The sequence below is a fragment of the Sneathiella limimaris genome (assembly GCF_012932565.1).
Classification (GTDB): Bacteria; Pseudomonadota; Alphaproteobacteria; order Sneathiellales; family Sneathiellaceae; genus Sneathiella; species Sneathiella limimaris.
In genome coordinates, this window is the sequence record NZ_JABBYJ010000001.1 from 2,748,921 (window position 1) to 2,774,303 (window position 25,383).

Genomic DNA, 25,383 nt, shown 5'->3' on the forward strand with positions numbered 1-25,383 from the left:
CAGGTTAGCATGGAAAACATCAACCCGACTCGCAAAAGAGAGTTTGAACTGGGAAGTTTTTTTCCTTATTTGGTGCGGATTTTCTACCGCTCTGTCAGCAGTTCAGTATCAAACATCTATGCCACTCGATTTAATCTATCGGTTTCTGAATGGCGAACCATGGCAGTTCTTGGCAGCCACGGCATTCTTTCGGCTAGCGAAATTGTTGAACAATCAAGCATGGATAAGGTCAATGTCAGTAGAGCGGTCAAAGCTTTGCAAAAACGGGGGTTTTTGAAAAGAGATATTGATGGCGATGATAAAAGGAAAGCTGTTCTGAGGTTGACCGATAATGGCCGGGAAGCCTATCAAATACTGGCACCACTCCTTTTGGATCTGGAATCAACACTTCTAGAAGGACTTAGTGAAGAGGAAGTCGCGACTCTGCTTAGGCTCATGGAAAAAGTGCGGGAGAATGCGAATAAATCCCTCTCACACGCGCGGGAAAAAGACCTCGAACATAGTTCCAGCGCCTAGGTCACTACTAACCTGAATATAACCACCAGACTGACGGACGAAACCAAAAACCATACTCAGTCCCAGGCCACTGCCTTTGCCAACTTCCTTGGTCGTGAAAAAAGGCTCAAAAATCTGTTTCAAGTTATCTGGTGAAATTCCAATACCAGTATCCGAAATTGTCAAACGCACGAAGTCACCCGAAACTTGAGTGTTATCATAGTCAAATACGCGATCCTTCAACTTTACATTAGCTGTCTGCAGCGAAAAGGTTCCATTCCCTTTCATCGCATCTCGTGCATTGATACTCAGATTAATTAGACTATTTTCCAGCTGCCCCTGGTCGATAAAGGAATCCCAAAGTTCATCAGCGAGTTCGATCTCCAGATCTATACTTCCGCCCAAAGTACTTTTCAGCAGCATATTCATTTCACGAATAGCGGAGTTCATATTGAGGATATTGGGCCGCAGTTCCTGTTTTCGAGAGAAAGATAAAAGCTGTTGCGTCAATTCCGCACCTCGCTCACCTGCCCTCTGAATGGCCTCAAAACGACTGGCGGCCAAATCTCCCTCAAAGAGGTCCAACTCCTCTAGAATTTCTAAATTTCCGAGAATAATGGACAATATATTGTTAAAATCGTGTGCTATTCCGCCAGTCAGCTGACCGACAGCTTCCATTTTCTGAGCCTGTCGAAGCTGCTCTTCCTGATGGTGCTGTTCAGTAATATCCATACGAATACTCGCACAATGGCCCGAAGGAAGCTTTTTATTAATTACCTGCATCCATTTTTCGCCGATATGACGAATATTTAATTTGTTTGCAGGCGGATTCTTTACGAGCTCTAGCTGTTCCTGAATGTACTTCTCTTTGTCTGCAGGCCTTGGTTTAACAAGATCTTTATCCAATACCGCCCGAATAATCTCCGACAAGCTATGCATGATCTCTTTGTAGTTTGGGATCTCATCCTTAAACCACTGATACATTAAATCATTTCCAAGGATACGCTGTCCCTCGCTATCCCAGAGGGTGTAAGAAAATGGCAGTGTTTCCAAAACCTCCCGAAGCATTTTTTCGCTTTCTCGGACATGCGCTTCAGCTTCAACCCGCTCAGTAATATCTTTATAGATCGATAGAAGACCAACACCTGGTATCGGCGTCCCCTCTATTTCCAATATGCGCCCTTCTCCTTGTTTACGCTCATACTTATGGGCAAACTCCCTGTTCATAAACGCGAGCTTTTCTTTTACAAGCTCCTCAACGTCACCTGGACCATACATACCTCGTTCCGCTTGCAAACGAGCCATGTCGGCGACGGGGGTACCTGGTTTGCAAAGTTCTTCGGGGAAGTCCAGAAGCTCCTTAAAATATTCATTACAAAAGACAAGATGCATATCCTCACTAAATAAGGTTATCCCCTGTTTCATTGTCTTGAGGATAGCATCTGTAAGCCTTGCAGATCGCTCCAACTCCAGCTGATCAGTAATGTCCGTTGAAAACACCAGAAGCTTGGGACCATCTTCATACTCCAGCAAAACGGGAATACTGGAGATTTTCCGGATCGCACCATCACCTCGAGTAATGGTTAGCTCCTTCTGTGAAATCTCTTCACCCAGCAATAAGCGCTGAACAATATCCTGATAGACTGCAGTTTCGTGAACAGTTGAGACAGCTAAAGACTTTTGGCCGATAAAACGGGCTCGATTGCGGCGGTGAAACTGACAAAACGACTCGTTGACATCAACATAACGACTGTTTGAAAGATCAGTGATGGATATCAGGCTAGGAGACGAGGCTACAAGACTATCAAACCTGTCTTCGGAATACTTGAGTTTTCGTTCTATTGATATCTGCTCAGCAATATCCCTAAAAAGACCAACGATCTTTTCTTTTTCCGTTCCATATCCGACCACTTTGAAACTACATTCAACAGGCAGCTCACCGTGCTCAGTCTTCAAATGCACTCGGAGTTTCTGGCACCCAGTTTTTTCTTGCCAGTTTTCCTCAAACTGCTCCCAATCACGTGCTGAGTCTGGCCTGACGCACAGCAGCTCCAATAGATTTTTCCCGACGATCGTTTGCTTAAAATAAGGCTCCCAATTAAGGGCGCGGCTGATTACACCAAACTTATCGGTTTCCCAAAAAAGGTCGTCGGAGATCTCTAAGAAATCGGCAGCTGCAGATGCAGTGTTATGAGTGTTACTTACCATGGAGCCAGATTGCAGATGATTTGGTTAAGAAAAAACTTAACCAAATCAATTTTACACATGCAAATGGTTTATTTTTTGCGATCCTGGCCTAAAATCTGCTCTATGATCTCCTGAACAGACAGGGCAGCACGAAGTGGCGGCAATTGATGCTTCTCTCCCCGAACCAATTTCGCGAAGCTATCCAACATCCTCACATAGCCATCTTCCCTCGGATCCTCAATGTCCTGAAGCTCATCAATCCAAGTCTCGCCGGTTGTGGACTTTACATTAACCCAATCCCACAACCGATAGGATGCCTTTGTTCCCCAAACCGTAAATTCAACACGGTCAGGACCGACACCTCCAGAGCCTCCTGCGAAGGAAATGGGAATATCCCCACATGAAAGATTAGCAGTAAAATGTGTTTCGCAAAGCTTTGGGTCTTCCTGATAGCGAACAGACGCATCCAGGAGCTTAGCATCCCCAAAGAGTTTCTCTATCAAGTATACATAGTGAGACCCAACTTCGCGAACGTAACCACCCTCTGCGCGCTCTGACAACCATGAAGCTGAATGTTGCCACCCCCGTGGCCAACGCGCGAAATGCAACCTCAAATCAACTCCGGTCACTTCACCGATAGTTCCATCCTGGAGTTTATTTTGAATCAAGTTAATGGCGGCACTATCTGCGAAGGGAAAGTTTACTGTATTCGGCGCACCAAGCGCCTCTACGTCAATGACCAGACCACGACTATCTTCCAGATCCACCCCAAGTGGTTTTTCGCAATATACGACCTTTCCGGCTTTAGCAGCGGCAATCGCATATTCTCGATGGGAGGCAGGTGGGCTCGCGATGTAGACAACATCTACATTTGAGGCCGTTATTGCATCGGCAGCAGTTTCCATAATTTCAAGAGAGGGATACTGAGCTTTTGAAGAAGCACAAGCTTCACCACTTGGATCCCAAGCAGCAACCAAATCATAAGACGGATGTTTTGCCATGTTGGTCAACATACGTTGGCCCATGACACCTAAACCGATAAATGCAACAGAAATAGCCATAAAATACTCTAACTAGATACCTTGTTTTTCAAATAGGCATTCCTCCAAGCAAAATGCTGAAGAGCCGCCCACATGGTCAAGGATATTCCCCTCGCAATGCAAGTCCAAAATACTTCCACTGCACAGAGTTCCGCATAGTGGGAGAGTATCAGGGCCCAATCATCTTAATTTGGAGGTATCTATTGATCAGGATCACAGCAAAAGCACACTTTAAAAATTACGGTGGCTGTATATAGTTAAGAATATCATGAAGCCTGAAGCAAGGAGCGGAGATATAAGAAATGTCTAACGAAGGATACCACGAACCCGTACAAGAACTGTCAGATGAAACTCGAGACATGCATCGGGCAATCATTTCCTTAATGGAGGAACTCGAGGCGGTTGATTGGTACAATCAGCGCGTTGATGCCTGCAAAGATCCAGAGCTGAAAAAAATTCTCGAACATAACCGAGATGAAGAAAAAGAACATGCAGCTATGACGATTGAATGGATCCGCCGGAAAGACCCTATTTTTGACAAGGAGCTGAGAGATTATCTCTTTACTGATAAATCACTCAGTCATGACTAAGGACAAATAAACAGATTATTGAAAGAGTGACGTGATCTTTCAATAACGCAGTCCAGATTTCCCCTATTTCTGTCCAAAGACTGAATATCGAAATAGGGGATTTTTTTATGCGCCTGCAAATCAATGGATCTCTCCATACAATACCTGAAGCCTGGCAATCAGAACGGCTTTTATTCATCCTTCGCGAGCTTATTGGATTAACCGGAGCCAAATATGGCTGCGGTGAAGGAATTTGCGGTGCCTGTACTGTCCAATTGGATGGGATAGCTGTTAGAAGCTGCCAACTTTCGGCCCGCGATGCTGAGAAACGCTCCATTACAACAATAGAAGGCTTGTCCCGAGAAGACGGAAGCCTCCACCCAGTTCAACAAGCTTGGCTGGACAAACAGGTTCCTCAATGTGGGTACTGTCAAACTGGCCAGATAATGTCTGCTGTCGCTCTTCTAGATGAAAACCCAAATCCAAGCGATGACGAAATCTCTGACGCCATGAGTGGGAACCTCTGTCGATGTGGAACGTATGACCGGATCCGTAAAGCCATTCATCTAGCAGCGGAGAAGAACCAATGAACCGTCGTAACTTCTTAAAAATCGGCAGTAGTGCCCTTTTCGTTAGCGTGGGAGGTTGCAGCCTCATACCTCCGATTCCAAAACGTCCAAACGCTGATGCTGAAGCGGCACTTGGCTGGTTATCCTACGATAAGGGCAAGTATGAATTTTACTTGCCCCGAGTTGAAATGGGACAAGGCGTGGAAATCGGGCTTATGCAGATCGCTGCTACAGAGTTACATATCCCGTTGGAGGATCTTAACCTCCACTATCAGAACACCCGACAAATGAAGCTGGTCAAAGCAACCGTTGGCAGCGTTTCCATCAAAGAATATGCCTACCCCCTCGCCCTAGCAGCTGCATCACTAAAAAAAGCTATTGATAAGGGGATAGATGGTCAGGAAATTGAAGTGGAAATGCTGCCCGCTAGTTCCCTGATGAGCCTGAAAGGTGAAGGATATGTGGGCAAAGCTATCTCCTCCCCACTTGTTGAGGACATTGTTACCGGAAGACCACTGTATGCCGCTGATGTCCAAATAGAAGGTCTCATTTACGGCAGGGTATTAAGAGCTCCAGCCTCTTTAGAAACAAAAACCAAACCAGTTTCCATTGATGATCGTTTGATAAAGAACATACCCGGCTACCTTGGTTATGTGGAAGATGAACGTCTTCAATATGGACAATCCATTGGCTTGGGAATTCTAGCTTCAACTCCGTCCAAATTGGATGAAATAGAGGACAAGATTGACGTCGAATGGGAAACTGAAAGTTTAAAAAATTATGCTTCCATCCAAGACCGACTGATTGATGAACAGCTGCTCACGCAACAGGATCCCACTTATTCTCTAACCGATAATTTGTTTCAAAAAGCGACTGAGACGCAGCTAGATTTAACCTTCTCCATCCCAGCAGCCAGTCATAATTCGATTGAGCCTAGAGCTTCTGTTGCAGCCCCTAATAAAACAGGCATGAAGATCTGGTGCGGATCCCAAGATGTTTTCTATGTTCGTGACGTTGTTTGCCGTCACCTCGATCTTGACCCGGAAAATGTAGAGGTTCAGGGCATGAGAGTTGGAGGAGCTTTTGGAAGCCGAACCATTGCCTCAGTAGAACTGGAGGCTGCTATTCTTGCCAATCATGTAAACAGGCCCGTTAAAGTCCAATGGACGCGAAAGCAAGAGTTGAAACAAGGGTTCTTACGACCACCGCTGAAGGCTAGAGTGAGGGCAAACCTGGCGAACACCAGCATTAAGAGCTGGGATCACCATGTGAGTAGTAGCCATATCCTTTTTACAAATGCCGCCCTTCCCCATTGGATGCAGGCCTTAACTGATCTATTCGTAGGAGATAAAGGAGTTGCACGCGGGTTAATACCTGCTTACGAGCTTCCAATGGCAGCAATAGGATATGACCTTACAAGGCTTCCGATACACACTGGCCCCTGGCGAGGCTTGGGAGCTGCGCCCAACAATCTGGTTATCGAAAGCACGATCGATGAGTTAGCTTATATTGCGGGCGCTGACCCTATAGAGTTTAGATTGCATCACCTTAAAAATGCCCGTCTAAAAAATGTTCTAAAAAGAGCTCATCAGATTGCCCAGAGCAATCCTCCCCATGATAAGACTCCAGGATTTGGGCAAGGGGTTGCTATCGGTGTCTATAAAGACATGTCCTATGTAGCTGTTATTGCTGACGTTATTGTGAGCGCTAGTGGAGACGTAGAAGTGAAGAGGTTAATCTGCGCTCAGGATTGCGGCTTGATTATAAATCCCGATAGGGTCAAATCTCAAATAGAGGGTAATCTGATGTGGGGTTTAAGCCTAGCCCTATTGGACCAGCACCCCATCACGAATGGGCAGATTTCGAGCGAGAGTTTTGCTGATATTGAAATACCAGCTCTCTATCATACCCCGGAATTCGAAATCGCTCTCATAAACTCCACTGAAGCCCCAACGGGTGCTGGAGAAACTGCAATCGTAGCGGCGGGACCTGCGATATGCAATGCGATCCGCGCTGCAACAGGGTGCCGCCCTACCCGGTTTCCGATCAATAAGGATGAGCTGAAGCTCAAGCCAACCAGATAATCGCCCTAGAACCACTTGAGTTTTTTGAAAACCCAAATTTGGCCAACCACAAGCAAGACCAACAGACCAGAGAAAATCCAGAAAGAAGCAGGGTTTTCTGATCCGGGAATACCCCCTACGTTCACGCCGAGCAGCCCTGTTAGGAAGCCAAGTGGAAGGAAAATAGCCGCAATTACGGAAAGCACATACATATTTCGATTAAGTCTGTTGGCCAGAATGTTTGCCAGTTCGTCTTTAACAATCTGTGCCCGCTCCCGAATTGCATCCAGATCTTCAACATACCGAGTGATGTGGTTCAAGGCCTCATATATCTCTCTTTGGTCTCGCTCACTCATCCAAGGTAGATCAGCCATTCTGAGTTGGCTAATGGCATCACGTTGAGGTGCCATATAACGGCGAAATATAATGGCCTTTTTGCGAACGGTTACAATATCGCGCCGAAGTGCTTCATCTGCATCCTCGGTGATACTTTCTTCAATATCATCTGTTTGTTCATCAAGATCGGTTAGAACAGGTTGCATCCTCTCAAAAAGGCGCATCGCAAGCTGGCTGATGAATCCCCCGGCATCTTTAGGTCCTTTGCCTTCATCTAATCGATCCGCAATGTCATGTATTGCTTTGAGGCGGCGTTTACGCACGCTTATGATACGATGGGCATCTGCATAAAGCCGAATTGAGACCATATCCTCTGGATCAGCATTCTCATTCAGATTTACCCCGCGCAGGATCAGTAGAACACCCTCCCCTATTTCTGTCATTCTGGGTCGTGTTTCTTCAGCCAATAATGCCTCAATAATGAAAGGGTCCAGATAGGATATTTCTGCTTCCAGCCATGCACGGCTATCAGGATGATTGGCATCTAAATGAACCCAAGCCAATTTATCAGATTTCAAGCCTTCTGAGATTGCATCTCCAGTTAGCTTGGTCCCGCCACCATTACCGTCAAACGCATAAGAAAGCCGAATATGATCCATTAGGGTGTCTCCTGGCTCTTGATATGAATATCCCGCTGTGGATAAGGAATAACGATGTCATGTTCCTTGAATTTACGCCATATAGTTCTCATGACGTCACTGTGAGGTTCAAAGCGCCCCATGTTCACATCATCTACCCAAAAATAGAGTAGAAAATTCACAGAGCTATCCCCGAATTCCCTCAAAAAGCACTGAGGTGCTGGATCATGGCTACACCTTGGATGCTCAGAGGCAGCTTGCAATATCAATTCTCTCGCGTTTTCAATATCACAGTCATAAGAAACACCCACATGTATTTCCACCCTTCCCCGGGTATTGGTAAATGTCCAGTTCGTCACTTTGCTGGTGATAAAATCCTCGTTGGGAACCATGACCTCCTTGCCATCAAATTCTTCAATCAGCGTATATCTCGCGCCCGTGTGGCGAACGAAACCAAAGGTTCCATCCGGCATTTCCACCAGATCTTCCTCCTCCACTGATTTCTCGAAGAGCAGGATCAATCCACTGATAAAGTTAGACGTAATTTTTTGCAGTCCGAAGCCAATACCAATACCAACAGCACCGCTGAAAATCGCCATGTTGGTTAGATCAATTCCGAGGACGTCTAAAAAGAAAATAGCGGCAAAGAAATATACAGCGATCTGAAAGGCCTTAACGATTAACGCCTTATTACTCGCTCGCAGGCTATTGATCTTCTTAATTCGGTTTTCACCAAACTCAGAGATAATTCCAGTCACCCAAAATAGCAGGAATACGAGAAGAGATCCCTTGATAACCAGATAAGCAGTGACACGAAATTCCCCGATAGAGAAAGCCATGACATCAGATTCTAGAAAAGTTTTGATGGGCTGAACGACTTCCCAATAGTCCAGTGAGAGAAAAATAGCTAAAATTACTACGAGAAGGATTTTTGCCCGCCAGCCGCTCGGCTTTAGTATTTTTGTCCAAGTTGACGACATTGAGTTTGAGTACCTTGTTGTTTGATGTCCTGCATCATACTGGCATTACAGAGAGATTTACATACACAAAGTTTTGGAGTGTCTATCTGATTATACCAAGGACAAAAACCAATAATACAAAAACGCCTCAACCATCATGTTAACTGCAAATCCGAATGTTCTCGTCATTAGAAATTTGGACCGTTACTTGTAAATAAAATGGCTTCAATTTATTGACACACCCCATTAAATTAATGTTTTACTAATGTTTGACATATTATTCTTTATTCTAGAATTACTCGAACTATATTAGTTTTAAATCACAGGCCACCGGAAAGAGATTAAAAGGAACCCCCTTACAAGTATGTGGTTTAAATAGTCATTGAACGGATTAAAGATTGTCCAAAAAACTGAAATCAGCGCAAACAGAACATTCTCTTGAAGCAGAACTGCAGCAGCATGTTCAATCCAAGCCAGAAATATTTGATTTCATTCAAAACACAGTCCTAGACGGGATTTGGTATTTTGACCTGGAAAACCCGGGCTACGAGTGGATGAATGATCAGTTCTGGTCCCTTTTAGGCTACGACCCAAAGTCCGATGCAGTTGACACACTCGAATGGAAAGACCTTATTTTCCCTGAAGACGCAAAGCTGGCTGAAGAGAATCTAAAAAACCAAAATCCCGAACCATCTCAACTTTATGATCAGATCCTTCGGTTTTATCACAAAGATGGATCGACAATCTGGTTTAGATGTCGTGGCATGCAAATACCAACGGATTCCGGCAACGCGCTTAGGATGCTGATCGCTCTGACTGATATTACAGAGCTTAAAAAAACTGAGGAAGCCTTAAGGGAAAGCAAGCAGGTTTTAGAAACGCAGCTCACAGAGCAACTCCGAGAGCTTGAGTTTCAAAAATATGCATTGGACGAACATGCGATTGTCAGTATTGCCGATGTGAAGGGCAACATCACTTATGTAAATGACAAGTTTTGCGAGATCAGTGGATATACACGAGATGAACTGATTGGTAAGAACCACCGAATTCTCAAATCTGGCGAGCATGACGAAGAGTTTTACCGGACCCTTTGGCGGACAATTGCCAATGGCGGAACCTGGAATGGTAAAATCAAAAACCTTAAGAAAGATGGCAATATTTACTGGGTTTGGGCGACGATCATTCCAGTGCTTGACGAGCAGGGAAAACCTACCAGATATGTCTCCATCCGAACTGACCTGACAGACCAGATCGTTGCGGAAGAACGGGCAAAAATTGCCAAGGCAGAAGCAGAAGCCGCAAACCAGGCAAAGTCTGATTTCCTTGCCAATATGAGCCATGAACTCAGAACACCCCTAAATGCCGTCATTGGTTTTGCCGAGTTTGTTGAACTTGGTGTGACAGCCCAGAATATGAATGCTGAAAAAATCTGCAATTATGCGCGAAGTATTGGTGGTGCGGGACGCGACCTGCTCAGGCTAATCAACGATCTGCTGGATTTTGCCAAGATTGAGGCTAACCAGTTCGAATTGTCAGAGGCCCCTTTCCTCCTGACTGAAGAGATCGGTAATATAGCCTCTACTTTTGCAGGCAAGGCTGAAGAAAATAATGTTCGGCTCCAAACCGTAGAAGATAACTTGCAATATACCGTATTTGGTGACGCCATGCGGATGCGGCAGGTCATATTTAATTTGCTGGATAATGCGCTTAAGTTCTCGCAAGGGGGAACAGTTACCATCCGAAGCACGGCACGCTCTATTGATGAAAGCACCTTGGCTTTGGAAGTTGAAGTCAAAGATGATGGCATTGGGATTGAAGCAGAACGGATGGAAGCGATCTTTAATCCGTTTGCCCAATCCGACAGCTCAATCGCAAGGGATTTTGGGGGAACTGGACTAGGTCTACCAATTTCAAGACATCTGGCCCGTCTTATGGGTGGTGATGTGACTGCGGTCAGCACAGCGGGTCTTGGCAGTACCTTTACCGCAACTTTTGTTCTTAAAGACCTGACGAAACTACACCATAGTCTCAGTCTTTTAAACGCTACGCCATCTCAAAATGCAGCGATGCATTTAGGGCTCTCGGTTTTGGCCGTTGACGATGTGGAAACCAATCTGGATGTGCTTGAAACAATGCTAACCGATTTCGATTGTGAGGTTTACAAAGTCCGAAATGGAAAAGAGGCCGTCGAATGGGCAAAAGAGCATACTGTGGATGTCATCCTGATGGATTTGCATATGCCTGTCATGGACGGAATTTCAGCTGCACGAGAAATCAAACAGCTCGCCTCTCCAACGAAAGACACGCCGATCTATGCATGGACCGCGGATATTACTAGCAAATCCCTCTTGCAAAAATCAGATATCCAGTGGGCGGGGACGATCTTGAAACCTACAACCCGAAATTCCCTTCTGCTCGCCCTTAAAAACACCCTTCAACAACAGCGGCACAATTAAAAAAGAGCGCCTAATCAGCGCTCTCTTGCTTTATCTATTAGTAAGCTGACCGTGGAAGCCACTCCCGAACATTTCGAGACTGCAAAAACTCGATGGCCTTAACCATCTGTGATGGCTTTCCTGCGGTCTGATCGTCCCAATGTTTAACATTCCCAACCAGGATGTAAGCAAAGTCCGTTAATCTAGGTACGTCATAAACAACCTGAGGAGCATATTCTAAAATTTTATAATGGTTGCTGTTGGCAGAATTCCCGGTTTTCGCCTGGCGATTTAGGATCATACCAATTTCCAATTTCTTTTGATCTTTTTTGATGCCTAAAGCGCCCCAATCAATATTCAAATGGCCCCATGAATGACGGTTATTCATCTCCCAAGCAGGATGAAAACGTTTATCATTATCAATTACGGGGGCCTCTTCCACACTCCTATTGCTAAAGGCATTTCTTTTTTGCAGCTCTCTAATGAATTGATCCTTATTATCTACATCAAACTCATTTTCATTCAATTTCCCATTCAACAAATTCCTTGATATCGTAACGCCAGTTCGGTTTTGTACCAGTTTCCGATATTCTGGATAAATCGCTCGATAAAACCGGTCTCCGAAACCCGGCACCTCTTCTGCTGGATCATTCACCTCAACAGTCGACGGGTCCGCGAAAAACATGGACGGAAAATCATCGGGTTCAAACCCTGCCCTGAATTTAGTCAATGGTCGATTGATAACTGTTGACCAGACTTTTCTAGCGATCGCACGATAATTGTCTTTTTCGCCTTCAGATACCAACAAATGTTTTGCCGTAGATTTGGCCGCAGCAGATTTATCAGTATGAATTGTAAGATAGCATTTCTCTATCTTACAATTGAAGACCCGCTTCGCTTCTAAAAGAAGGCCTGCTATCATTAAGGTGGTCAATTTGAAGCCCTCAGGAATTTTAATCGAGGCAGGACGAACCAAAAACGTATAATTTAGCTGAAATGAATAAGCACCCACAGATCGGCTATGCGTCGCACCATTTTCATCCAAAAAACTAAAGCTGGGTGGAAAATAAGTTCCGACATAAACACCGAATGGAAACCCTGTTTCTTCCTCATACACAAGTGCTGCAATCAACTCGTTGGTATTGTGTTGTCTATCGATCTGATAAGCAAATCCATCAATAAGACGACGGACCGTTTCAGCCCCGTATCTACCTCTTTTCCCATAAGCATCTATATCGGCCTTTTGATAAATGACACTGGTGATTAAAATGAAGAGAGACTGGCTATAATCGCTATTAAATTCCTGATTAGCATTGCCGGGATCATTCCACATTAGCATGTTGATCCCATGCCCTAGGTTTACAGTTGGACTATTCACTGGCTTGAATGAACAGAACCCGTCACCCTCAAACCGATTTAATTGATTTTTGTAGGCATTAGAATGAAGAACGACATCAACAAGGATGTGAAATTCCTCCATATTTCTGGGTAATGGAACCTGTGTCCTAATGGCTCCGCCAACCTCCAAAAAGGGGTGAATTTTGCTAAGCCCACTCATAATCTCATCAAAATTACAATGATACGCGGCCATTTGGTCAGTAGCCTCTATTTTAGAAGTAATGAGCTTACGCGCCACTTGCTTAAGTAGCTCAAAGTAAGAATTACCTCCATATTCATTTTCAAACCGTTCAAATCCAAATTGGTCATATCGAACCGGTAATTGGCCTACCTTTTCCTGCGACTGATGAATGTGTTCAATAAACATATATACTACCTTAACTAGAATTTATTAGGTAGTTGATATGTGTGTTGATTAGTATAATTTCAACTTTAAGGTGTATTATTTCTCAAAAAAACCCGCCAACCATGAAAGGCTGACGGGCAAGTGGCGGGAGTAACCCTAATCCCACATGAGTTCAGGCAGAAAAAGAGAGAGCTCTGGCAAAAACACAATTAGAAGCAATGCTGCTATGTCCATCAGTATGAACCAGGACACACCCTTAAATATTTCCTGCAAGGAAACAGATGACCCGAGCGCCCCTTTGATTACATAAACGTTCAATCCTATCGGCGGCGTAACAAGCCCAATTTCCAATAACTTAATAACAATGATTCCAAACCAAATCAGGTTCATGTCGGCTCCGCCAACCAGGGGTAAAATGATGGGCAAGGTCAGGAGCATAAGCCCAATGGACTCGACGAACATTCCCAACACCACATAAATTACCGCCACCCCTAGAATGATTAGATAAGCATTCCCATCGGTCAGCGATAACACAAAATCTGCAAGATCCGTAGGCAGACCACTCAAAACCAGGAAACGCGTGAAAAACAAAGACCCAATCAAGATTGCAAAAATACTGCAAGAACCTACAACAGCAAAAACAACCGCTTCCTTAAAACTTTCAACCGTAAGCTGTTTTCTGACGATTGCAATTAAGATAGCAAGTATCGCACCAACAGCCCCGGCCTCAGTTGGCGAAAAAAGCCCGGTAAATATGCCTCCCAGAACTGCAAAAATTAAAACGGGCAACGGCCAAACTTCTCTCAAAGCACCCAGCTTTTCATCCCAGGTGAATTTTTCACGCAAGCTTTCAACCCCACCGCCAAGCTCTGGGTTTCGCCAGCAGCGAAGAACAATCATCCCCATATAGAGAAGCGCCGAAACAACACCTGGCAAAAATCCCGCAAGGAATAGAGCTCCAATGGAAACTTCGGCGTAAATCCCGTAAAGCACCATAAGAATACTTGGCGGAATTAAAGATCCTAACGTTCCGGAGGCTGCGATTACACCGCTTGAAAGTCCCTTGTCATAACGATGAGCCAACATTTCAGGTACGGCAATCCGAGCCATGGCTGAGGCCGTAGCAACACTTGAACCAGACGCGGAGGCGAAAAGCGCGCTCGCTGCCACACCTGTTACGGCAAGACCACCCGGTAATCGCGCCAAGAAGATCCGCATCGCGCGAAAAAGCCCATTTGTCATTCCTGTGGTGGTACACACATAGCCCATCAAAAGAAACATAGGAACGGCAGTCAGCGCCCAGTTTCCGATGAAGTTAAAAGGGACACTTGAAATAATCCCGAGACCCGCTTGCAGGTTTAGCATCCAAATTATGCCAACAATGGAAACACCCCCAAGCGCAACAGCAATCGGCACCCTAAGGCCCATAAGCAGAAGCGTTACCACCACACCCATAATGCCGATAGCACCGCTGCTCATATTGTGCTCTCCACCTGGTGATTATCTTCAGGCAAAGCACTTTGCACCCCTGCTCTAATTGCGGCCAACAGAAGCATTAGGACAAGAACCGCACTCCCGATTGGTAAGGCCCAACGGCTTGGCCAAACATAAAAAAGAAAATTGGCCATGACGGTTTCTTTTTGGCTCGTTGCAATCAGCGCATCCAAAAAGGTGACATAGGAAAACAGCCCATAGTAAAGCGCCGCCAAGATCGTCCCGAAAATATAGACAATTTGCTTCAGTCTTCTTGGAAATTTTTGGAAGAAAAGATCGACCGCGACATGCTCTCCTTTAAATTCTACAAATGGCAATGCCAAAAATACAAGGCTCACCATGTAGTAGTAGGATACAGTCTCCAATGTCCCAACTATTGGGCTGTTGAAAGCTAATTTCAACAGAACATCAGCGCCGACATGCAGCATCATCAGCACTAGGAACAGGCAGCAAAGCCCCATCATAAAGAGGGTCAGATTGCGACATATCTTCTCTAAAGGAAGGTCAGTTAGCTCTTCTATTTTCATTCTTTGGATAAGCCATTAGACCGCAGCCTCCTCATCCAACAAGTCATGCAGAATTGCTTTCCAGGCAGCCCGAATACTGGTGTAGTAAGCATCATCATCCCGGATAACAGTCTGAACAGCCATTCCCCGCATCAGGCATAATGTGGTATTCAGAAGAATCTGAACCTTGTCTGGTGAGGATTTTTCATAATGAAAAAACTGTTTCCATATCTCATTTAAGGAGGCATGGAAGTTCAAACTTACCGGAATGACAGCTTGACGAAGGCTATCGTCAGTTCGTGCACTGGATAAGAAATCCATGGTCACCATGAACAATCTGCCAGAAAACCGTTCCCAAAGAAAATCAACGAAATCATCAATCGTTTTTTCCTTACGGGCATAGGCATCCGCCTCACTGCGGATGATGTCGATTTCATCATCCAGCAATTTTTCAACCGCCGCCGCAATCAGGACTTCCTTTGACGGGAAATGATGGAGCATCGCCCCCCGAGAAACGCCTGCGCGTTTGACAATCTCTGTTGTCGATGCACGCTGCATCCCATCCTCATAGATGCAGTCCAGGGTCGCATTCAAAACCCTTTCTTGCATTTTTAAAGACCGGACGGCCTGTTTGTTTGGCTTGTCTATACTGTTCATCGTGACCTTCTTGTCAGAAGTTATACTGGGTCAAGAGTGTCATTAACATGAAAGCTAAGGGAAAACCAAATCCGGTTCTCCGGGAGTTTTCCCCTAACCGGTTTAATTTACGCCAAAAGTTGCCGGATCGAGCTTGGCAAACAGATTATCGTAAATAATTTTTTCAATCGCTATCGCATCTTTCCGATCTGCTGATGCGAACAAGGCCTCCCACTTTTTAACAGTGGCATCAAAAGAGGTTAGGATTTCCTCTGAGTTTTTAAGACCGTATTTTTCCTCTCCCTTTTTATAAACTTCAGAGAGGTTTGCTTTGGCAAAATCCCTAATTGAATTCAGGATATCTTGTGGTGCTTCATAAACTTTCACCCCATGATCCGCAGCTTCGCTTAAAGCCTCATCCACAGCATCCTTGTACCCAACGTAAAGCCGCGCCATTGCACGCGCATTAGCCTTAAAATACAAAGCACGGGCTTCAGGTGATATTTCCTGCCAGTAAGAGGCATTAAACGCCCACATCGGTCCAGACCAATATAGGCCTAGCGGTGCCATGGTCGTATGCTTGGCCACATCCCAGAGACTGCGTGACTTCAAATCATTTGCAACATTAACTGCACAATCCAGTGTTCCCTTCTCTACCCCTTGATACATTTCGCTTGAGGGTACGTTCACGGGCACGGCACCAATTTTCTCAACCCATCTGGACATGGCAGCGCCAGCTGTACGCAGGCGTTTTCCCTTCAAATCAGCAAGTGACTGAACAGGATTTCGACACATAAGATTATAGGATGGTGTGCTGTACCCACCGGTAAAGACGACACCAGCATTGTGCCATTGTTTCAATGCATCCGGATTACTTGTATTGAAATCTGTCGCGGCTGCGATCATCACCAGAGGGTCACTATAATTGAAGCCCATCTCCTGGATTGCGTTTGTCACCGGTAACTCCGCTGGTGTGTATGTTGCCGCATGATAACCAACTGTGACAATACCATCTCGAACGCCTGACATGCCAGACCTTGGCGGCAAAAGGACAGTACCGGTAAAGACCTTGGCAGATAGCTGACCACCGGATAACTCCTTCAAGGATTCTGCCCACTCTACATAGCCATGTTTCGCCAGTGGGTGTTGCGCAGGGAAAAAGATATTTGCCTTAATCTCATTGGCACTCGCAATCCGCATTCCGAGCGCACTCGACATCAAGACCGAAACGAGCCCTCCCAATAACCTTTTCATCATAACCTCCTCTTTGATGATGAGTGCCGCCCCTTCGACACTTCAAGTTTAAAGTCCTTACAATCCGTTGCGAAACACATGGCCCTCCTTAAGTACAAGCTTCAGATACCGGTCCGGATCCTGCAAAACCCCAATATCTCTCAACGGATCTCCATCCACGGCAATTAAGTCAGCGAAAGCCCCTTCAGAAATCTCACCGATCTTGCCTTCCATTTGAAAAAGCTCGGCTGCCGTTAGAGTTGCAGAACGGATCAGATCGGCAGGTTTTTGAAACTGGCTCCGGATCCTGAATTCATTTAGCTGATGCTTGTGCATAGCGCCCAAAAGGTCTGTTCCGAATACCATCTTGACCCCCTTTTCGGCTGCACGAGAATGGGTTCGGTATCCAGCTTCCACAACAGCATCAACCTTTTCATGCATAGAAACCGAAAGGCCATTTTGGATCCCTTCTTCTTTCAAAACTTCATGTGTGGACATGGTTGGCACCAGAAAAGCACCCTTTTCGATCATGATGTCCATGCATTCTTCATCGATCAGATTGCCATGTTCAATCGAGCGCACCCCACATTCCAGGGCTCGCCTTGCGGCCCGGGCTGTATACACATGAGCGGCCACATATGTTTCCGCAGCCTCCGCCTCTTCGACAGCAGCAGTCAATTCATCCATGGAAAACTGTGTATTCCCAATCCGATCTGTAGGGGAAGAGACCCCTCCAGACGCCATTACCTTGATAAAATGCGCACCCTTGCGGATTTCATCCCGGCACCCTTTCCGGACTTCTGGGACACCATCAACAACACGCCCAAGACCAGAGCAACAGGTGCAAGCCTCCCAATCCTCACCCGGTCCTCGCATATCTCCATGTCCACCAGTCTGTGAAATGGCATGCCCACAGAAAAGGACCCGCGGCCCAATGAGATATCCTTCCTCAACCGATTTCACCAACCCATAATCGGCACCCCCACAGTCTCTAACGGTAGTAAACCCACGGCTAATCATGCCAGATAGGATTTGCCCCGCGCGTGCAGCGACATAGGAGGGTGACCAAGTCTGCAGGTCAGGAAAGCTGGCTGTTGAGGCGACAACATGAACATGGGCATCGCAAAGACCCGGCATCAGAGTTTTGCCTTCAAGATCGAAAACCTGCTCCGCCAAATGCGGCTCACCTGTTGTAATCTGACGGATAATGCCATCTTCAATATAAATATTGTGTAGGCCGATAAGAGCGCCCTGGCGTACATCCAGAATATTGGCATTCATCAATGTCAGTGTTTTACTCGTCATAAAATCTGTCTCCTCAGCGGATCAGGCGTACATAGCCTCTGACACCTGGCTAAATGTCCCCGCGAGTAATCCCGCGATCAAATCCGCATCCTTTAGTTTTTCTCGTGTGTAGAAGTATTCGTCATGCAAGAGATTGAGCATACCGAGTGTCCTGCCTCCGCTTTTCACCGGTATATTGACGGCCGAGCCCAGTCCAAGGCTGAATAAGAGGCTGTAATCAGGGTAGACCATCTTTAACTCTTCTCGGTTTCGGGACATCAGAGTTTTACCGCCCTTCAGGACTTCTCGTCCCCATAGCGTTTCGCCTAAGATCTTATTTCCACCGACAGGAAAATGTTCTGGATCACTGCTATAACAGCGAGAGACGAGTTTATAGGATGGCTCGTATAGAAGAACAGTAAACAGGCGGTGACCTATTTGGCTTTGGAGAACATCTTCTGCACAGGAATAGACTTTTTCCTGATCAGACTCCTCGGCAACTATTCGGATGAGTTTTGTAATGGGATCTTGCATTACCCGGCTCCTTTTAAAAAGGTTGGCAGCCAAAGCGCTATTTGTGGAAAAATTGTGAGGATCACGACCCCGAGACATAGCAATAAAAAGAATGGTGCTGATGCCCGAGCCACCCGGCTGATGGGCATATTTGTTAGCCCCTGCAATACAAAGAGGTTAAATCCGACCGGTGGCGTAATTGTTGCCAGCTCAACCATCAAAATGAGGAAAATACCGAACCACATCGGGTCGAACCCGGCCTGCACTATGAGCGGCAGAGTAATCGGTAAACTCATAACCGTGATGGATATTCCTTCTAGGAACAATCCTAGCATTATATAAAACAAGGCCAGCATGAGGATCAGCCCATAAGGCGATAAATCAAGCCCACCAATCATATTCGCAATTGATTGTGGAAGATGCAGGTAGCCCATGGTTGTGGATAAAAGGGCAGCTGCAATGACCAGGGACACAACCATTGCAGACATCTTGACTGAGTTAATCAGTGAGTCTGCAATCAACGCAAAAGATAGCTGCCCCGTGAATGTCACAATCAGGATAGCTGTAACGACCCCAATTGCAGCCGCTTCTGATGGGGTTGCCAGACCTGAATAGATCGAACCAAGCACCACGAAAATCAGAATAAAGATAGGCAATAAATTGAAAAAATCTTTGAGGCCAATTGGCTGTTTGTCTTCCACGGCCAGTGTCGTTTTGATTTTTGGGTCCAACTCGGCGCGAAGCGCTATGTATAAAGAATACAGTGCTGCGACCATCAGCCCAGGAAAGACTCCAGCAGCGAAAAGAGAAACAATTGAGACTTCAGCCAAGATGCCATAAACGATCATGACAATGGAGGGTGGGATGAGGAGCCCCAAACTACCAGCCCCAGCTAGAGATCCTACAGAGAGCAAAGGATCATACTGGCGTTTGGAGAGCTCCTCGAGAGAGATCTTGCCGACAGTCGCGGTCGTTGCCGTACTTGATCCACTCACAGCCGCAAACAAGGTACAGCCAACAATATTGACATGAAGAAGACGCCCTGGCACGCGCGCCACCAAAGGGGCCAGGCCCTTGAATAGTCGTTGAGAAATATCCGTTCGAAAGATGATATCTCCCATCCAAATAAACATTGGGATCGCGGCTAATTCCCATGAGCTGGCACTTCTCAGCATAATCTTCGACGCAATCGATCCAATTCTGCTGATTGGAAAATCCAGAATAAAAAATTGGGTGGTAAAGGACACCAAAATCAAACCGATAAAAACCCAGACACCGCTTCCCAGAAACAGAAAAATCAAACACAAAACGGTAAGGCCAACACCGAGCTCAGTCATAACTTGCCTCCATCTCTGGATGATGACGAAGGTCCTTTCCTCGCAAAAGTATGGTGGTCATTGACAGGAACTGCAGGACAAGAAGCGCGAGACCGGCAACAACAAAACTTTGCGGAATCCATAAAGGAACTTCAGCAATTGAATTACTGACGACACCGCGTTCAAAATTGCGGATCAGAAGACGTCCAAAATAGAAAGTAAGAAGAGAAAAAACACCAGCAGACAACAGACAAGAGATAATCTCCACGCCATGTCTCAACCCTGGCCCAAGCCTGCAAAGGATCATTTCAACCCGGATAAATACGCCGTCCTTCAGAGTTGCTGCAAAAGACAGAAATGTCATGGCGGCAACACCATATCCTACAAATTCATCCAGAACATAAGTAGAGGTGTTAAACGCACTTCTTAGCAAAATTTCGAGCATGATCATGGCAACCATAAGGACCAAGATTATGCAGGCCAAAACTGCTGCGAACCGGCTTAGGCGATTAATAATCCTATCTGGCATGACGCTCCCTATCTTCTTGTTTTTCTAGGAAAGGAGGCGCCTATTGAACGCCTCCTCATCGGAAATGGAACAGGAGAAGGATCTATTTACCTGTTCTTTTGCGATACTCATTAATGATGGCTTCACCGCGAGGTCCGGTTTTCTTGAGCCAATCATTCAAGGCCGTCCTGCCAGCATCAGAAAGCCCATTCAACAGGCCGTCCGTACCCGTGAGGATCAAAGTGCCCCCATCTTTTTCAACCTTGTCGTAGTTCAACTTTGTGCGGCTGACGACTTCCTGCCAATTGCGTGTTGATGCGGCCTCTGCTGCCTTTTCAACAGCGTCCTGAAGTTCTGGAGTCAATTTGTCGAACACATCCTTGTTCATGTGAACAAAGTTAAGTGGCAGGGCATAATTGATTTCCGTAAAGTAAGGCGTGTGCTCTACAAACTTCTGGCTCACGCCACCTTCCGCAGAGGTCAAGACTGAGGAAATGCCACCTGTTGCCAATTGTGGAACCACATCTGCCCAAGCAAGCTGAATAGGTGCGGCTCCAATTTCTTTGAAAGTATTTGTCCCACCTGGATCATAAGTGCGAATTTTCAAATCTTTGAGGTTTGCAACTTCTCGCACGGGTTCTTTGGACCAAATACCTGATGCCGGCCAGGGTGATGCGTAAAGTAACTTTTGACCGTTCTGTTCGAAGAATTTTTCATACTCTTCAAAAGCGATATCTTTTAAAATACGTGCCTCTTCAACCGTCTTCACCAAGAACGGAATTGAAGAAAGCAACGTAAACGCGTCGATCCCCCCCATGAAGCCAGCTGGCGTATCTGCAATTTCAACGGCACCATCGCCGACTGCATCAAAATGATCTGATGATTTATATCCCAACGCACCACCCGGGTGCACAGTCACCTTAATCTGACCTTTACTAAACTCCTCCAGAGCTTTTGCGAACACCATATCACCTTCTGCGTGAATTGATGTTGCACCGTAGGCATTGGCAAGATCCCAACTTTCTGCAGCACTTGCTTGTGAAAGCAAGCCCCCAAGTGCAGAAACTTGTACAAATCCTGCCAATGCACTCCCCAGTACCAACCTTTTAATCAACTGTCGTTTTCCATTAGCGTGGTTTCCCATAAAAACCTCCCAGTTTTGCTGTTAGATGACAGTTGGATTACAATCTCATTAAAAAACAGTCAATACTGTTTGTTTTTAATATTATTTATTTCGCACATGCACAAACAGACTTAACCAGCCACCACAAATCCTGTAAACGTTATATATTCGAACCCAAATGTTCGGCATGCGTCTTGAAGCGAGGTTGACTTCCAGCCAACTCACCAACGTTAGTTACCCACCCTTTTCCTTGAGGAGTAACTTAGGTGAAAATTCAGCAACTTAAGGCCAGTTTTATTACTGCATTCAAACTGAGGAAAATAGGCTCTGGCGCATACGCCTATCCAACTAGGAGAGTAAATCTCATAAAACCAAAACGGCTTTTTCCCGAGGCGCCAATTGAATAGATTGGTGCACATTATGGGAGCTTGCTTTTTACAATTCACAAATGCAGTTTATTACTTCTTACAGAAACATTGAGCTTTCAAAAACCGATTTGAAACAGAATCGGACAAAAAACAGGCTTGCCTTCATCGACTGGATTAAAGCTGTTTCTCAGACATGAAGCTTGCGACCAAAAAAAGCCCGGTGTTGAAACCGGGCTTTTCTAAGAAGACCTGACAGGTGGGAGAGATCAGTCAGTTCAGGGTCTTATTTGTAAGTCATTGCGTATTTGTTGTTGTTCTCATTGCTTTCAACAAGCTGCTTGAAATAGTCAGCTGCGAAGACCATCCGATCACCGCGCTCATAGTTGGTTGGCGGAATAGTGATCGTAATTGCTTTGGCCTGACCTGGTGCCAATGGCGGAATGATGGCATCTGCACCCCAGGACTGGTTGTTTTTCAGGTAATGCTGGCCGAACAACACACCTTGTGGGGCACCCGCTGTTCCCATGTTTTTCACCTGAACAACAAAGGTATCTGTTGTGCCCATTTTCCGTGCTGCACCCAGAACCGCATAGTCTGGCAATTTGATTTTGGCTTTCTGCAGTGTTGCTGCTGGTGCTGCTGAAGTATTGCGCTGAGTGGTTTCTTTGGCTTTCAGTTTTGCTTCTTCACAGTGCCAGGAGCCCTGCTCCAGAACTGCAATTTGTCCAAGTGGACAGCGTGGCTTTGGACCGCTGGAACCAGCAGCCATTGCATTAAAGGCAACAACAGAAAGAACAGCGGCGGAAACAAGTGTAGTAACGTTAAACATTTTCATTTTGATCATCCTCAAATCATGTTGTGATACCCTTTGGTCGCACCCAGTTCCAATTCGGTTCAAAAAAATTCCGAAAAAAATTAGCTCTCCCAGAAAAACTTCACAAATTAGCTGTTTTCTGGCGCTTACAGCTGTAATTTTCTATTGAGATACACTTGGAGAACTCGCTTGGAAATCAATCTTAATAAAAAAAATTTCCAACAAACACGCCCAAGGACACATCTTCAGAGCCAGCGTTTTCGTCCCTGAGCTATAAACATGTTAAGCCCACTGCCCCGCCCCATGCTCATAGACCAAAAGAACCTGACAACCTTACTGTACTGTTCGACAGTTTAGCAGAAAAATCTAAACTACGGGCAAACAACTATTTGTGGCGACCTACTTACCAAGGAAGTTTGGCTTCCTTTTCTGCTGGAACGCAGTGACACCCTCGGGAAAATCCTCGCTTCGAAATGCTTCGGCTTGACAGGCTGCCTCAAACCGAACGACGTCGGCAATTGAATTGTTCTGCGCATAAGCAATTTGACGCTTAATCAACCCAAGGGCAACCGTCGGCCCGTCTGCAAGTGTTCTTGCCAATTCTAGCGACCGCTCCTGTAATTTATCATCTTCGACAACCTCCCAAACCAACCCCCATTCCAAGGCTTGCTGCGCAGTTATTGCTTTTCCCCCAAACATGGCCATTCCCATTGCCCGGGCAGGGCCAACTTTATGGGTTAGCGCCCACGACATTCCCCCGTCGAGAACAGCCCCAATGCGGGAGAAGGCTGTCACCAGCTTTGCTGATTGGCTGGCGATAATGAGATCTCCGGCTAAGGCAAGACCACAGCCTGCACCAGCAGCGGGTCCATTGAGTGCAACGATCACAGGGACAGGAACCTCATGAAGAGCTTGCACCATCTTATTGACGCCAGCCATCATGTAACCTTCAATTTTTTCCCGCCGGCTGGCAAGACTATCTCCTTGAAGGTCAGCACCAGCACAAAACCCCTTCCCGGCCCCGCTCAGCAATATCGCTCGCGCGGATTTATTGGTGATGACATCCATAACCTCATCAAGCACCACCTGTTTCATCTCATCAGAGAGTGCATTCATTTGTGCAGGTCTGTTTAATGTCAGCTTTAACAGATTTCCCTCTTTTTCAACCAGTACATCGCTCATCTACTTTCCTTTCTTGTTATTTTTTATCGGAGCTATTCAATATGCCTTTATTTCCGTAACGCTGGCAAACCCACGCCCGTTGCCTCAAAACCGCCATCAGCCGCTACAATCTGACCCGTTACGTAGGAGGCTTTTTCGGAACAGAGGAAACAAATAACTTCAGCAATCTCTTGCTCTGAACCGTACCGATTAAGCGGAATTGCATCGTGATATGCATCAATAATGTCCTGCGTATGGACCGCCATCGCCAATTTAGTGCGGACAGGTCCCGGGCAGACACAATTGGCCCTAATGTTATATTCACCCAACTCTGCCGCCTGTTGCTTCGTCAAATGGATCACAGCGGCCTTTGACGTTCCATAAGCAACCCTCAAAGTTGAAGCGCGCAAGCCAGATATAGAAGCAATATTCACGATCGCCCCTTTTGAGCTTTTCAGATAAGGAGTTGCTGCCTGTGACATCAGAAAAACACCATCCAGGTTCGTTTCCATAACTCGGCGCCAACGTTTAAAGTCGGTTTCTTCAATGGGCCCGAAGTCTGCCACTCCGGCGTTATTGACGAGCGCATCCACTTGCCCAAAACGATCTATAGTTTCCTTAAACACATGCTCCACCTCACTCTCAATGGAAACATCTGCGGCAACTGCTAATGTGTTTTTGAGATCTCTTGAGGCGACTTCAAGCTCTTCCCCGTCCCTGTCCACCATAACCACTCGCCATCCCTCATTTAAGAATGTCTTGGTTGTGGCAAGGCCAATCCCACGAGCTGCGCCCGTTACTATCGCGACTTTTTCTGTCATTAGTCCAACTCCCCAAAATCTACTTTTTATGAAACTTTAGACTGAGCTATAAAAACTGACAATGGAGAGTTTCTTGACATCGCAAGATCAGATGACTAAACACGGACATTCCGTTGGGGAGTAGCCTTCTGAGACACATCAGAACCTGTATCAACAGACTTGGCCAAGGCCATGGTGCAGGTGACCGGAAAACTTCGGTTTGGCAAGACCAATGGCGAGTACTGACCACTTCACGGGAAGTTGGCTGGTCAGTCCGTCATTGAATTTGCCAACTTCCCAAACTCAAGGTCTGATGCAACAACTGCTAATTATTTTCGTAACTGTTTTTCTTGCTGAGTTGGGGGATAAGACTCAGTTGGCAACTGTTCTGTTCGCTGCAGACAAGCAGCAGTCTCCTTATCTGGTTTTTATGGCCGCCGCTCTTGCATTGGTTGCCTCTACAGCAATCGCTGTGGTTTTGGGAACTGCCGCAGAAAAATATTTGACAATGATCCCGCTTAAACTGATTGCGGGTATCGGGTTTATTGCAATTGGTGCCTGGACTGTCTGGAGCCACTTTCAAACTAGCTGA

The 25,383-nt window shown here is 45.9% G+C and carries 23 protein-coding genes and 1 riboswitch; of the genes, 6 read left to right on the top strand and 17 right to left on the bottom strand.

The features are described from left to right. The first annotated feature begins 9 nt into the window (after positions 1–9). Positions 10–516, top strand: coding sequence for a MarR family winged helix-turn-helix transcriptional regulator (locus HH301_RS13345; RefSeq protein WP_169569384.1), 507 nt, complete (start codon positions 10–12; stop codon positions 514–516). Here HH301_RS13345 and HH301_RS13350 read toward each other — a convergent pair. Together HH301_RS13350 and HH301_RS13355 are read right to left on the bottom strand one after the other, a co-directional pair. Beyond that, positions 472–2,703: a PAS-domain containing protein gene (locus tag HH301_RS13350; RefSeq protein WP_169569385.1), complete on the bottom strand. Its 2,232-nt coding sequence runs from the start codon at positions 2,701–2,703 to the stop codon at positions 472–474. The two genes, HH301_RS13345 and HH301_RS13350, sit on opposite strands and share 45 nt — an antisense overlap. Before the next feature lie 68 nt (positions 2,704–2,771). Then, complete coding sequence (locus HH301_RS13355; RefSeq protein ID WP_169569386.1) at positions 2,772–3,743, bottom strand: Gfo/Idh/MocA family protein; 972 nt, start codon at positions 3,741–3,743, stop codon at positions 2,772–2,774. A gap of 281 nt (positions 3,744–4,024) precedes the next feature. On the opposite strand from HH301_RS13355, the gene HH301_RS13360 reads away from it, so the two are divergent. The 3 genes from HH301_RS13360 to HH301_RS13370 all read left to right on the top strand — a co-directional run bounded on the left by HH301_RS13360 (position 4,025) and on the right by HH301_RS13370 (position 6,944). Beyond that, on the top strand, positions 4,025–4,312 hold the full coding sequence (locus HH301_RS13360; protein WP_169569387.1) for an encapsulin-associated ferritin-like protein: 288 nt from the start codon (positions 4,025–4,027) through the stop codon (positions 4,310–4,312). A 107-nt stretch (positions 4,313–4,419) separates the two neighbouring features. Beyond that, positions 4,420–4,881 (top strand): (2Fe-2S)-binding protein, encoded by a 462-nt coding sequence (locus HH301_RS13365; RefSeq protein ID WP_169569388.1) that lies wholly within the window; start codon positions 4,420–4,422, stop codon positions 4,879–4,881. Beyond that, complete coding sequence (locus tag HH301_RS13370; protein WP_169569389.1) at positions 4,878–6,944, top strand: xanthine dehydrogenase family protein molybdopterin-binding subunit; 2,067 nt, start codon at positions 4,878–4,880, stop codon at positions 6,942–6,944. The genes HH301_RS13365 and HH301_RS13370 overlap by 4 nt, the downstream gene beginning before the upstream one ends. Before the next feature lie 5 nt (positions 6,945–6,949). Here the strand turns inward: HH301_RS13370 and HH301_RS13375 are convergent, their stop codons facing one another. After that, positions 6,950–7,918 (bottom strand): zinc transporter ZntB, encoded by a 969-nt coding sequence (locus HH301_RS13375; RefSeq protein ID WP_169569390.1) that lies wholly within the window; start codon positions 7,916–7,918, stop codon positions 6,950–6,952. Beyond that, on the bottom strand, positions 7,918–8,877 hold the full coding sequence (locus tag HH301_RS13380) for a mechanosensitive ion channel family protein (RefSeq protein WP_169569391.1): 960 nt from the start codon (positions 8,875–8,877) through the stop codon (positions 7,918–7,920). The genes HH301_RS13375 and HH301_RS13380 overlap by 1 nt, the downstream gene beginning before the upstream one ends. A gap of 377 nt (positions 8,878–9,254) precedes the next feature. On the opposite strand from HH301_RS13380, the gene HH301_RS13385 reads away from it, so the two are divergent. Beyond that, positions 9,255–11,312 carry a PAS domain-containing hybrid sensor histidine kinase/response regulator gene (locus HH301_RS13385; RefSeq protein WP_169569392.1) on the top strand — a complete coding sequence of 686 codons (2,058 nt, stop codon included), beginning with the start codon at positions 9,255–9,257 and terminating at the stop codon, positions 11,310–11,312. 37 nt (positions 11,313–11,349) lie between these two features. On the opposite strand, the gene HH301_RS13390 is transcribed toward HH301_RS13385, so the two are convergent. The 13 genes from HH301_RS13390 to HH301_RS13450 form a co-directional block, all read right to left on the bottom strand. Beyond that, the gene (locus HH301_RS13390; RefSeq protein WP_169569393.1) at positions 11,350–13,056 is read right to left on the bottom strand and encodes a hypothetical protein; all 1,707 of its coding nucleotides are present in this window, start codon (positions 13,054–13,056) and stop codon (positions 11,350–11,352) included. Positions 13,057–13,191: 135 nt separating this feature from the next. Further along, complete coding sequence (locus HH301_RS13395; protein WP_169569394.1) at positions 13,192–14,514, bottom strand: TRAP transporter large permease; 1,323 nt, start codon at positions 14,512–14,514, stop codon at positions 13,192–13,194. Continuing rightward, positions 14,511–15,056 (bottom strand): TRAP transporter small permease subunit, encoded by a 546-nt coding sequence (locus HH301_RS13400; protein WP_169569395.1) that lies wholly within the window; start codon positions 15,054–15,056, stop codon positions 14,511–14,513. The genes HH301_RS13395 and HH301_RS13400 overlap by 4 nt, the downstream gene beginning before the upstream one ends. Before the next feature lie 15 nt (positions 15,057–15,071). After that, positions 15,072–15,692: a TetR/AcrR family transcriptional regulator gene (locus HH301_RS13405; protein ID WP_169569396.1), complete on the bottom strand. Its 621-nt coding sequence runs from the start codon at positions 15,690–15,692 to the stop codon at positions 15,072–15,074. A gap of 102 nt (positions 15,693–15,794) precedes the next feature. After that, complete coding sequence (locus HH301_RS13410; RefSeq protein ID WP_206378306.1) at positions 15,795–16,928, bottom strand: C4-dicarboxylate TRAP transporter substrate-binding protein; 1,134 nt, start codon at positions 16,926–16,928, stop codon at positions 15,795–15,797. Positions 16,929–16,982: 54 nt separating this feature from the next. Next, positions 16,983–18,209 carry a metal-dependent hydrolase family protein gene (locus HH301_RS13415; RefSeq protein WP_169569398.1) on the bottom strand — a complete coding sequence of 409 codons (1,227 nt, stop codon included), beginning with the start codon at positions 18,207–18,209 and terminating at the stop codon, positions 16,983–16,985. Between the two features lie 21 nt (positions 18,210–18,230). Next, a complete protein-coding gene (locus tag HH301_RS13420; protein ID WP_169569399.1) occupies positions 18,231–18,722 on the bottom strand; it encodes a GAF domain-containing protein in 492 nt (163 codons plus the stop codon). Then, a complete protein-coding gene (locus tag HH301_RS13425; protein WP_169569400.1) occupies positions 18,722–20,038 on the bottom strand; it encodes a TRAP transporter large permease in 1,317 nt (438 codons plus the stop codon). Before HH301_RS13425 ends, HH301_RS13420 begins: the two co-directional genes overlap by 1 nt. Then, positions 20,031–20,546, bottom strand: coding sequence for a TRAP transporter small permease subunit (locus HH301_RS13430; RefSeq protein ID WP_169569401.1), 516 nt, complete (start codon positions 20,544–20,546; stop codon positions 20,031–20,033). The genes HH301_RS13425 and HH301_RS13430 overlap by 8 nt, the downstream gene beginning before the upstream one ends. Before the next feature lie 82 nt (positions 20,547–20,628). Next, complete coding sequence (locus HH301_RS13435; RefSeq protein ID WP_169569402.1) at positions 20,629–21,669, bottom strand: TRAP transporter substrate-binding protein; 1,041 nt, start codon at positions 21,667–21,669, stop codon at positions 20,629–20,631. Between the two features lie 630 nt (positions 21,670–22,299). Beyond that, positions 22,300–22,851, bottom strand: coding sequence for a CARDB domain-containing protein (locus tag HH301_RS13440; RefSeq protein ID WP_169569403.1), 552 nt, complete (start codon positions 22,849–22,851; stop codon positions 22,300–22,302). A gap of 378 nt (positions 22,852–23,229) precedes the next feature. Next, the gene (locus HH301_RS13445) at positions 23,230–24,012 is read right to left on the bottom strand and encodes an enoyl-CoA hydratase/isomerase family protein (protein WP_169569404.1); all 783 of its coding nucleotides are present in this window, start codon (positions 24,010–24,012) and stop codon (positions 23,230–23,232) included. Positions 24,013–24,059: 47 nt separating this feature from the next. Then, the gene (locus tag HH301_RS13450; protein WP_169569405.1) at positions 24,060–24,812 is read right to left on the bottom strand and encodes an SDR family NAD(P)-dependent oxidoreductase; all 753 of its coding nucleotides are present in this window, start codon (positions 24,810–24,812) and stop codon (positions 24,060–24,062) included. A 98-nt stretch (positions 24,813–24,910) separates the two neighbouring features. Continuing rightward, positions 24,911–25,013: riboswitch (yybP-ykoY riboswitch) on the top strand. A gap of 10 nt (positions 25,014–25,023) precedes the next feature. Here HH301_RS13450 and HH301_RS13455 point away from each other — a divergent pair. Then, a complete protein-coding gene (locus HH301_RS13455) occupies positions 25,024–25,383 on the top strand; it encodes a TMEM165/GDT1 family protein (RefSeq protein WP_206378307.1) in 360 nt (119 codons plus the stop codon).